We start from the raw sequence: 6,474 nt of genomic DNA on the forward strand, positions 1-6,474 counted from the left end.
GGGTACGGCGGGATATCGGCCGGACCTGACGATCAGGTGGCGGAAGCGCTCCGACAGCTACCGACGCAAAGCCGCAGTTGCCTGCTCTCCAGAAGTCAATTGACTCTGCCGTCTTTGATCCACATCGGTCGGGACCACACCTGTTATGAGGAGAGCCTAGCTTGCAAGAATCGCTCGCAAACGCCCAGTGATCCAAAGATAATGATGGCAATGCATAAGACGGTAATGTCACTTAGGCGCCACCTATGACTACATTGGAGGTTTCTCGATCACCCCTGCGTTGGGCAGGGAGCAAGCGCAAGCTCCTGCTAACGCTGAAGCGACTAGCGCCTCAAGAGTTCACGCGATATGTCGAGCCGTTCTGCGGCTCACTGTCTTTGTATGTTGCGCTCAAGCCCAACTCGGCACTGGTCGGTGACATCAATGAAGAACTGGTGAATTTCTATCGCATGATCGCGTGGCGTCCTAAGGCGATCGCCACCGCAGCTCATGAGCTTAACAACGACGAGGCGACCTACTACGAACTTCGGAGCTACGATCCACGCACCTTAGGGGCGCAGGATAGAGCAGTCCGTTTCTTGTATCTGAATCGGTTTTGCTTCAATGGAGTCTATCGAACCAACCGCCAAGGTCAGTTCAACGTTGCTCGTGGAAAACATATGGGCAGCATCCCTCCTGTTCAAGAACTGATCGAGTTTGGGCGGCTGATGCGTCGTGCAACCGTACGTCAATGTGATTTCCAAGAGTTGGTTGCAGCCGCGGAGCGAGACGATTTCATCTACCTTGATCCGCCGTATGCAGGTAGAGGAGTGCGTGACCGTGGAGAGTATGGCGTCGGAGCTTTCAAGGAAAAGGATCTTGACCGCCTCGCCGAGGCCTTGCACGGCGCAAGTGCACGTGGCGTAAAAATCCTTTTGTCATATGCTGACCTGCCCGATATCCGAAGCCGCTTTCCAGACTGGAACGCCAGCACCTTGGAAGTCGCACGCAACGTAGCCGGCTTCGCCAGTGCACGTGGCTCGGTGTCCGAGCTCATTTTGAGAAACTACGGTACCTGACCCACGAGGACGTAAACGCTCGATGACTTCGATTCGGCTTGCAATCGCATCAGACCTTCACTATATCGAGCCGTCCAATGGCGGCGTCTCTCTTCCCGCAGTAGCCAATTCAAATCCTGCCAACGACCCTATGCAGGGACTTCTGACACGGATCACGAAGGATAAGTCCAGCGGTGCGCACGAATTTGCCGCTGACTACCTTATATGCCCAGGCGATGTGACCAATCAGGCATCTGCCGCAGGCTTCGAGGCGGGCTGGACACAGCTGAAGACACTTCAGGCGGCACTAGGCGCGCGGCATCTGCTCGCCACAACGGGAAACCACGAAGTCCACTCGCGTGCAGATAAGAAGGACGATGTTGTCGGCCTTAGCATTCAAGCGCTCGACCCACTTGCCGCAATTCATAGGCACGCAGACTATCCTTGCACTTGTCTTGACGACAACGGTCGATGGGTGTACTGGGGTCGCGGCTACCAGATTGTGGAAGAGCAACATATCCTATTTCTCATCATCAACTCCAGCCATTTTCACCCGACCACTCGCCCGAATGAGTTTGAACGGGGGCGGATCAGCGACATCGCGCTTGAACTATTGAGGGCCGAGCTCAATCAATACATTGCTTCAGACAAGAATCGTATTTTCGTCGCCATGTTGCATCATCACCCGATCCCTCACGAGGCCGGAGACGCCCCAGAGGAAAGCATACAGATGCAGAACGGCTCGCAGCTGATCCGACTCTTGGATGATACAAATGTCGCGTGGCTTATCATCCATGGTCACAAGCATGAGGGACGACTCATGCAAGCGCATGGTTCCAATAATCCACCGACTGTCTTCGCCGCAGCAAGCTTTGGTGCCAACCTCGATGGCGTATTGGCAACGAGAACGCGACAACAGTTTTACATTCTTCACCTTGAGGTCTGTGATCACTCAATTGAACCAACCGCTAAATGTCACATCCGTGCTTGGCACTGGACCGGAACAAGCTGGGAGCCTGCGCGTAAGCTCTCTGATGGCTTTCCCGATCGCTGTGGGTATCAAGTTCCAACCATTCAGCGTAAGCAGGTGCTTAATGCACTCTCACAAACGCTGAGGGATCACGGACCTTTTTTGAATTGGGATGAGGCTGTCGCGAAACACCCGGAGCTGAAGTACCTGCCGCCAGATCAAGTCAAATTTATGAGGTCGATGATGTCGCAAATGGGCATAAAGACCACATGGGACGATGAAGACTGGTTCCCGCAGGAGGTTGGGGTATGACCATCGCCACAGAGACATCCAGTGGAGATGTCTTTAACGCCCGCGACTTGGCTCCTGATCAAGTCGCGTCGAGCTTCCTTGCTCCGCCGATCTTTGAAGGGCTGCTGAGCAAGGTGAACAATATCCTCGAAGGTCCGCGTGGAAGCGGAAAGACCACGCTGCTGCGCATGCTGACGCCAGAAGCATTTTCTCTATTTCGAGAGTCGACGCCTGGTAAGGATATCGCCTTCATTGGCGTGTTCGTCCCTGCCGACGTGCGCTGGGCTAAGCAGCTAACCGTTCGAACAGATCGGCTGTCGGATCCCGTCGCGAAGGACGCACTGCTGCATGCTGTCTTTTCTGTGGCGCTCAATCTCGCGCTGGTGGAAACCATCCAGTCGTGTGCGGTTTTGCATGCCCGGTTTGGTGATGCCCATCCCGCTCTTTTCTTTCCGCTAGATAGAAAGGCCGAGGCTCAAATCGTCGAAGCGCTTTCATATGTTTGGTCGCTGGATGTCCCCCTCAAATCCTTCAACGGCATCCGATTAGCGTTGCGCAAGCGTCAGCACGAGCTAAGTGCAGCGGCGGTCCAGCTTGCCCAAGGGCGGCCTTTGCTTGAGGTCCAGGCTGAACGGGAGTACATCAGCAGCACGTGGCTCGACAACCTAGTTACCGCTGTCGAAAGCGTCAACGATGTGCTGAGCCGCCCAGATCAAATCTGGGCGATCCTGCTGGACGAGTTGGAGATCGTGCCGCCTGCGTTGCTTCAGACCATAGTCAATGCGCTCCGTTCGACCTCCAATAAACTTCGGTTCAAGCTCGCGTTGAGCCCCACAGGGTCAGATCTAATCCCACACGACCAGCCCGGCTCCTCCAGCCACTTTGAGGACTATCGGCCAATCAGGCTCTGGTACGAGCGTAAGAACGATGCCCGCGATTTCGCTAGCCGCCTGTTCGCTTCGAGCCTGTCCAAGATGCTAGGAGAGCTCATCACAGACGCCGATTTGACGCAGACGCTTGGCTCGAGTTGGGCACGGTCGAGCGACGAAGACGAGCAAGATGATGTGGAGGCTAGCGCACCGGATACCGCTCAATTCCAGCGTTTGCGGGCTGGTGCGTTCCAAAGCCTTTACGAAAATGACGAGTCATTTAAACAACTGCTTGACGAGAAGAGAATTGATCCAATTAATCCAGCTGATCGAGATGGCAGCCCCGAAGGGACGTTGGTGCGCAAGATTACCCAACTGGCCCTGCACAGAGCTCAAGAACTGAAAAGCTATACTTTCGCTGCTGGCGCTCGCAAACGAGGTGGCGCACGCAACCTACATGCTTACACTGGGTTTCCCAATCTAATCGATCTAACTGAAGGCAACCCTCGTTGGGTGATCACTCTCGCAGAGCTGCTCGTCGCCGAACATCGGTCGACGGGTTTGGAGTTTGCGGCGCAGTCTGTGCAGTCAAATGCGGTTCGGGACTTCGTTCAGCAGATGGTCGCGAAGCTCACTGTTTACCCCACAAAGTTCAGTTTTCCTGGTCGACGCTGGACGCCTTATGATTTCGTCAAAGCACTTGGTACGTCGATCTCCTCGCAGCTGTTCGATGGCCCGTTCAAGACAGATCCCCGCATGTCGTTTGTCATTGATCAGGCGGCAATCGACCAATTCGGGGATTACATCCGAATCGCCATCGATCTGGGCGCTCTAGTCATTATGCGACGTGGCGGCGTAGCGCCCCTTGCAAGCCCCGAAAGCGCGCAAACGCTCGTGGGCTCGCGCGTCAGGCTGACCTACCGGCTGGCACCGGAGTTCAGGCTGCCTCTCTTGTACCTCAAAGAGCGTAGCCTCAGTTCCGCCTTGAGGGCAGGTGAATTGCTACCGGAGTCGGATATTCGGGGCGATAGTTCCCAGCACGTGCTAAAGGAGTCGGCTGAGAACAAGAACCTTCCTATACAGGGACGCTTGCTATGACCGTCCTGCAGATGCTCGATATCGCGTCTGACGACGCCCGTAGTGCTGATCTATTTATCTATGGTCACACACTCGACCCCCGCGGCCTGTACATGCTCTCTACGGTGGGGACAAGCGCTGCGCAGCGGTGGGAAATCGGACAGGTGGAGAACAATGTCAAAGACCTCAGGAAGCCCGACTCCTGCACCGCGATCGAAGTTGGTATTGAGTTCCTGCCATCGGCCTTGGGCACGTGGATTGCGAATTTTGAAGGCAAACCGCGAATCGCAATAGACATTTCGTGCATGCCACGACCGACAATGGCCGCAGTCTTCCAAGCGATCTTGGAAGCCGGCGATCGAAAGATGGTGCGATTGGACGTTCTCTATGTTCTCGCAGAGTACACGCCCCCGCCAGGACAGCTGCCGCCGAACGAAGATATTTGCCCTATCAACGATTGGTTTGCCGGGTGGCCTACGAATGCCACAGCGAGCACGTCGTTAGTCGTAGGTCTCGGTTATGAGCGCGACAAGGCCAGCGGTGCATGCGAGTACTTCGACGCTAGTGAGACTTGGGTGTTTGTCCCGCAATCATCAATCTTGGATTACCAATCAACAGTCGAAGCTAATAACGACGTATTGCTCGCACGTGCGCTTCGACGTGACCTCGCTGCAACGTATCACGTAGAACGGCCTACCGAAACCTTTGGGCTCTTGGCAAGCAAGGTTTCCCAGATCGCATCAAAGATGAATCCCGTGTTACTTCCCTTCGGGCCGAAGATCTTCTTTGCTCTTTGCTTACTCGTGGCGTCCGTATATCGCGAGGCAGGAGTGTGGCATGTCACTGGTGATAGCGACTTACCAGATGTGCCACATGTAGCGTCTGCTCACACTCCAGCGTTTCGCGTTGAACTTGGGCCGATTGAAAGGGAGTGAAAATACGTTTGGAACGTCGTTACGAGATTATAGGAATCACCGAGATCCACAACGGAACCGTCAAGCCGATTCCTGGCAGGATTATTCGCCTCGACTTTCGTAGTTATGTTTTTCGACTGCTATACATGCTAAAGCAGCCGGCAGTTTGAACGTCGGCAATGGCCGATGACCGGCCTTCGGCCTGAGCTGATGTTCAATTTCTGATTAATTCATAGTACAACGGGGAAATAATGAGCATTGACGGTAGCCACGAGGATGCCCAAGCCTTCCTGAATTTCATTTCCAGCTACGAATTCATCAATGATCACGGACGACTTGACCTAGAGGCCTTCTGCTTCTACCTGTGGGGCTGCTTTGAATACGATGGCATACCTTCTAAGTCTCCACAACCGCGTGACGTCTATGATTTGCTCTTGGTTCACATCGAATCGGCCTTCGACGAGAAAGACTTCGATCGCTACGTTCAGCGGCAGCGTCTAGTCGACTGGACGCCAGAGGCGGCTGGAATTTATCCAGATAAAGTAAGAACTTACATCCACTGTAGCGCGCTACTCGAAGTCGGTCACGATTGGATTTACGACATCGGCTATCGCCTTATGGGGGTTGCAGAATCCGCTGAGCCGGCCAAGTACTTTGCTTGGGTCGATGACGAATGGACCTATGTATTCACCTACATCAACCGTTACCATAACCAGTTCTTTGATTTCTTGAAAAGAATGGATTTGCGGATCGCTGAGGGTTCAGGCTGTCCATCGATGTTCGAAGCCTTGCATCATTCGCTGACGAGTAAAACGAGTTTCGATGATGCTCACGAATCCATCCAGCGCCGCCGCGAGGCAGAGGCGAACGCTCAGGAAAGAGTTCGCCAAGCGATGGCATCTGGTTTTTTCCTCGAGGCCATAACCCTTCAAGAGTGCTTGATTAGCAATTGCTTGACGAACTATCTGCGCGCAAAGCAGCGTCTCCCGAAAGAGGTGTCGCTTCACTCTCTAGTCCAGGCCGTGCTTCGGCGCGGTGAACAACTCTCGCCTGCAACTAAGAGGTTGTTCAAAGACGTTGATGTTTGGCGGCAAGCACGAAATACTGCAATCCACGGCTTTGTGACCTGTCAGGCAAACGAACTCGCCAATTCGCAAGATCAGTTTTTAGCGGCGTCTGAGGAGACCGCTAGCAGCGTGATGCAAAAGGCTGTGAACGATCCGAAAAGCTTCCTGTCATAGCCGTATCTCCAGACTCCTTGTCCTGCAACGATGCGCGGCCAACTCGACCCCCAGTCCTCGATGTTCCACTACTTC

At 54.2% G+C, this 6,474-nt stretch carries 5 protein-coding genes; all 5 read left to right on the forward strand.

Annotated features, from left to right (window positions below; translation table 11 throughout):
* Positions 1-245 precede the first annotated feature (245 nt).
* Positions 246-1,058 carry a DNA adenine methylase gene (locus P7F68_RS07015; protein ID WP_277831817.1) on the forward strand — a complete coding sequence of 271 codons (813 nt, stop codon included), beginning with the start codon at positions 246-248 and terminating at the stop codon, positions 1,056-1,058.
* Positions 1,059-1,080: 22 nt separating this feature from the next.
* A complete protein-coding gene (locus P7F68_RS07020) occupies positions 1,081-2,319 on the forward strand; it encodes a metallophosphoesterase family protein (RefSeq protein ID WP_277831819.1) in 1,239 nt (412 codons plus the stop codon).
* Positions 2,316-4,265, forward strand: coding sequence for an ORC-CDC6 family AAA ATPase (locus P7F68_RS07025; RefSeq protein WP_277831821.1), 1,950 nt, complete (start codon positions 2,316-2,318; stop codon positions 4,263-4,265). The genes P7F68_RS07020 and P7F68_RS07025 overlap by 4 nt, the downstream gene beginning before the upstream one ends.
* Positions 4,262-5,179, forward strand: a complete 918-nt coding sequence (locus tag P7F68_RS07030; RefSeq protein ID WP_277831823.1) for a hypothetical protein — start codon at positions 4,262-4,264, stop codon at positions 5,177-5,179. Before P7F68_RS07025 ends, P7F68_RS07030 begins: the two co-directional genes overlap by 4 nt.
* A 230-nt stretch (positions 5,180-5,409) precedes the next feature.
* Positions 5,410-6,399 (forward strand): hypothetical protein, encoded by a 990-nt coding sequence (locus P7F68_RS07035; RefSeq protein ID WP_277831825.1) that lies wholly within the window; start codon positions 5,410-5,412, stop codon positions 6,397-6,399.
* Positions 6,400-6,474 lie beyond the last annotated feature (75 nt).

Source organism: Thauera mechernichensis (assembly GCF_029588855.1).
GTDB lineage: Bacteria > Pseudomonadota > Gammaproteobacteria > Burkholderiales > Rhodocyclaceae > Thauera > Thauera mechernichensis.

Excerpts from the sequence above, each read along its gene's own strand:
- P7F68_RS07015 (WP_277831817.1), top strand. The coding sequence starts at position 246 with ATGACTACATTGGAGGTTTCTCGATCACCCCTGCGTTGGGCAGGGAGC.
- P7F68_RS07020 (WP_277831819.1), top strand. The coding sequence starts at position 1,081 with ATGACTTCGATTCGGCTTGCAATCGCATCAGACCTTCACTATATCGAG.
- P7F68_RS07025 (WP_277831821.1), top strand. The coding sequence starts at position 2,316 with ATGACCATCGCCACAGAGACATCCAGTGGAGATGTCTTTAACGCCCGC.
- P7F68_RS07030 (WP_277831823.1), top strand. The coding sequence starts at position 4,262 with ATGACCGTCCTGCAGATGCTCGATATCGCGTCTGACGACGCCCGTAGT.
- P7F68_RS07035 (WP_277831825.1), top strand. The coding sequence starts at position 5,410 with ATGAGCATTGACGGTAGCCACGAGGATGCCCAAGCCTTCCTGAATTTC.